The following is a 3,391-nucleotide window of genomic DNA, read 5'->3' on the forward strand; positions in this document are numbered from 1 at the left end:
GGTTTCGGCACTGGTGACCGGCCCCAGCCTGCCCCGCAGCAATGCCAGCGCGTCATCGACCGGGGTCCAGTCCACGCCCGCAGGCAAGGCAAAGCAATCGTTGCTGAGCGGCGGCGGTGTCAGCCCATCCAGCTCATTGGCCGCCAGCGCGTTCAAGCGGTCTTCGTATCCGGTGCCCAATATCCAAGCTTCCTCTTGTGCGTCTTCAGGTACAGCAGCCAGCATTCCGGCGAGTTCCTCTGCCTGCAGTCGGCTGAGCGCTTGCGACAACAGCCGCATCTGCACCCGGTCGCGGATTTCTTCCCGGCCGGCAACAGCCATCGCAGCCTTTACGGCGGGTTCGATCAACCCTGGCCAAATTTCCGCGAACACAATTTGCGCGTTCGCAATGTTCTCGAAGGGCCAGACAGCGGCCCCGTGCCGGAGCCGGAGCCGCTGCAGAACCGGCAGCCCCATGAGGGTCTGGCTGCCAACTGTCGGGTTGAAAAACAGCTGGAAACAGGACGAGGCCGCCTTGGCCGCCAAATCCGCGCTGCGCCGTTCCGCCACTTCCTTATAGACTATGCCAACTTTGCGGTAGGGAATTTCTGGCCAGCGCGCCTCATCCGGCTTACCCCAGAACGGACCAGAGCCGGCAAACAGCCGGTTCATTTCGGAGGCGACTTCAAACCGGTTGTTCGTTCCGTCCTCAGAGTCTGAGATCCGCTCATCCAGCCACTGCCAAAGGGCAAAGGGGTCATCCGATCCGGTAATCCGGCGCGCAAATCCGCGCGGATAGCCGAAAGGAAAGTCAAACGCTGCCAGAATCCGCCGCCCCGCGGCCTGCTCCTCATTGAGGAAGCTGCTGATCCAAGCCTCTGCCTCCTGCCGGCTGCGGCAATAAATTTGCCTTTCCGCAGTTCCGCCGCGTGCCACCCCCAGCCAAATCGCGTCTTTGCTGGGGCGCCGGGGCTTGCGCTTGGCGGCGGACCAGTCGATGGCGAGAAAGGTATCAAAGCCGGTCAAAGCCCCAATTCCGACTGGATGAAATCCGCGATCTTTGCTGTACCGTTCAGATCGAACACTGGACGGTCCAGGTGCAGCGGCACGTCGCTGGCTACGGCCCGGATGGTCTGGTCATCCGGAGCAATCAGCGGCTGGCCTGCGGCGGTTCTGTAAGCCTCGATCTTGGGGTGGGTTTCGCGCTTGAACCCCTCGACCAGGATTAAATCCACAGGACGCAAGCGCGACAGCAGTTCCGTGAACGAAGGCTCCCCTGCCCCGCGCAGTTCCTGCATAATCGCAACGCGATTGGGTGAGGCCAGCACGACTTCGGAGGCACCCGCTTGCCGGTGGCGGAAGCTGTCGGTGCCGGGCTGGTCGACGTCCGTTGCGTGGTGTGCGTGTTTCAAGGTCGAGACGGTCAGCCCGCGGGCGCAGAATTCAGCCACCAGCCGTTCCATCAGCCCGGTCTTGCCGTTGTTCTTCCAGCCGGTGACGCCGTAGATCTTCATTTGAGCAGCACCTCGGCCCGGGCCAGATCATCCGGCGTGTTGATGTTGAAGAAGGGGTCAAAGGGCTCGGCCTCGAACAGCGCCTCGCGGCCGCCATGCTGGTCGGTCCACATGACCACCTTGCGCAAGCCCCCCTGTAGTGCCGCGCGCAGGTCGCCGCGCAGGGCGACGGGCCAGAGGCCGAAGGCCGGATGCCGGTTGATGCGCTTGCCGCCGCCGGACTTCAGCGCTTCCTCGCCGGTGCGCGGCGTAGTGGCGAGGACCAGCGGCTGCGCCATGCCCACGGATGCGGCAGTCAGGCGGGCGACCAGATCCTGCGGGAAGAAGGGCGTGTCGGCGGCGGCGGTTACGATGCTGTCCGCGCCCTGCTCTGCCGCCCAGTCGAGACCGGCCAGAACGCCCGCCAGCGGGCCGGCGAAGCCCTCGATTGAGTCGGCAATGACCGGCAGGCCCAGGTCTGCGAACCGCTCCGGGTCCCCATTGGCGTTTAGCGCCAGGTCCGCAACCTGCGGCGCCAGCCTGTCCACCACACGGGACAGGAGGCTTTGCCCACCGACCTGCAGCCGCCCCTTGTCACCACCGCCCATCCGGGTGGCAAGACCGCCTGCGAGGATTACGCCGAGGGGCTGGGTCATCGGGTTCCCTCCGTCAGCCTAAAAGGTCTGGAAACAAAAAACGTCACGAGAAAACACGCGGACAAGAAAAGGATCCCCTCCAGCCCCAACAAAGGGAAAAGACAGATCAGCATGCCAAGATAAGCAGCCCCGAAGGCAAGTCGGCATTTTTTTACCTGAGCCTGTACTTCTGCTGTCCCACCCTCGACCCCTGCGAAAATCACTTGTCGTGAAGCAGTGCGGTTTAACGGCACAACACCAAGCCGCTTCGCAAGGGGCCACCAGAACCGGTAGGCGACCCAGAAACCGAGAGCACCGAAAACCACCAGAGGTGAAAAAATCACGATAAGCGCATACAGGACTTCAACATTCATTCCGCGCCCTTCCGCCTGTGTTTCTTCTCTTCCACCGGCGCGTCACTGGGGTCCATGTCGCGCATCAGCCGCTCCTCACCCGACAGACAGATGAACCGCTGGCCGCGCATCCGGCCGATCAAGGTGAGGCCAACTTCGCGGGCGATCTCGACGCCCCAGGCGGTGAAGCCAGAGCGGGACGCCAGCACCGGGATACCCATCATCGCGGTCTTGATCACCATCTCCGAGGTCAGCCGACCGGTGGTGTAAAGGATCTTGTCCGCCGCCTCTGCCTGTTCGGACAGCATCCAGCCTGCAATCTTGTCCACCGCGTTGTGGCGGCCGACGTCCTCCATATAGACCAGCGGACGGTCTTGCTGGCACAGTACGGTGCCGTGGATGGCGCCGGCCTCCAGATACAGCGAGGGCGTGCGGTTGATTTTATGCGCCAGCGTGTAGAGCCATGATGTCTTCACCTCCAACTCGGGCAGGTGCACGTCCTCTAGCCCCTCCATCATGTCGCCAAAAACTGTGCCGACCGCGCAGCCGGAGGTGCGGGTTTTCTTTTTCAGCTTTTCCTCGTGGCTGGTTTCCACCGCGGTACGCACCACCACGGTTTCAAGGTCATCGTCATAATCGACGCCGATGACCTCATCCCCATCCAGCAGCATGCCCTGATTGCGCAGAAAGCCAAGCGCCAGATATTCCGGGTAATCGCCAATGGTCATCGCGGTGACAATTTCCTGGGAGTTCAGGAAGATGGTCAGCGGGCGTTCCTCGACCACTGAGATGTCGCTGGCTTCGCCGTTCTGATCAACACCGGTGACGGCGCGGGTCAGCCGCGGGTCGGCGACACCGGGCGCGATCAGATATTCTGACGTGATATCCATACTCACCAATTGCATTCCTTCTGCCACCGCCGTAGGCCGGT

Annotated in this window: 4 protein-coding genes and 1 pseudogene; all 5 read right to left on the reverse strand. The window is 62.5% G+C overall.

Annotated elements, in window-relative coordinates; translation table 11 throughout:
• Positions 1-1,005: pseudogene (locus A2I95_RS28210) on the reverse strand (molybdopterin molybdenumtransferase MoeA); the annotation flags it as partial.
• Entirely contained in the window at positions 1,002-1,493 is a 492-nt protein-coding gene (gene mobB / locus A2I95_RS28215; protein WP_291735236.1) for a molybdopterin-guanine dinucleotide biosynthesis protein B, read from the reverse strand. The pseudogene A2I95_RS28210 and the gene mobB, both read right to left, overlap by 4 nt.
• A complete protein-coding gene (mobA, locus tag A2I95_RS28220; protein WP_291735237.1) occupies positions 1,490-2,128 on the reverse strand; it encodes a molybdenum cofactor guanylyltransferase MobA in 639 nt (212 codons plus the stop codon). The genes mobB and mobA overlap by 4 nt, the downstream gene beginning before the upstream one ends.
• Positions 2,125-2,481, reverse strand: coding sequence for a hypothetical protein (locus tag A2I95_RS28225; protein ID WP_291735238.1), 357 nt, complete (start codon positions 2,479-2,481; stop codon positions 2,125-2,127). The genes mobA and A2I95_RS28225 overlap by 4 nt, the downstream gene beginning before the upstream one ends.
• Positions 2,478-3,350, reverse strand: coding sequence for a formate dehydrogenase accessory sulfurtransferase FdhD (locus tag A2I95_RS28230; protein WP_291735240.1), 873 nt, complete (start codon positions 3,348-3,350; stop codon positions 2,478-2,480). The genes A2I95_RS28225 and A2I95_RS28230 overlap by 4 nt, the downstream gene beginning before the upstream one ends.
• Between the last annotated feature and the right edge of the window lie 41 nt (positions 3,351-3,391).

The sequence above is a fragment of the Leisingera sp. F5 genome (assembly GCF_001593695.1).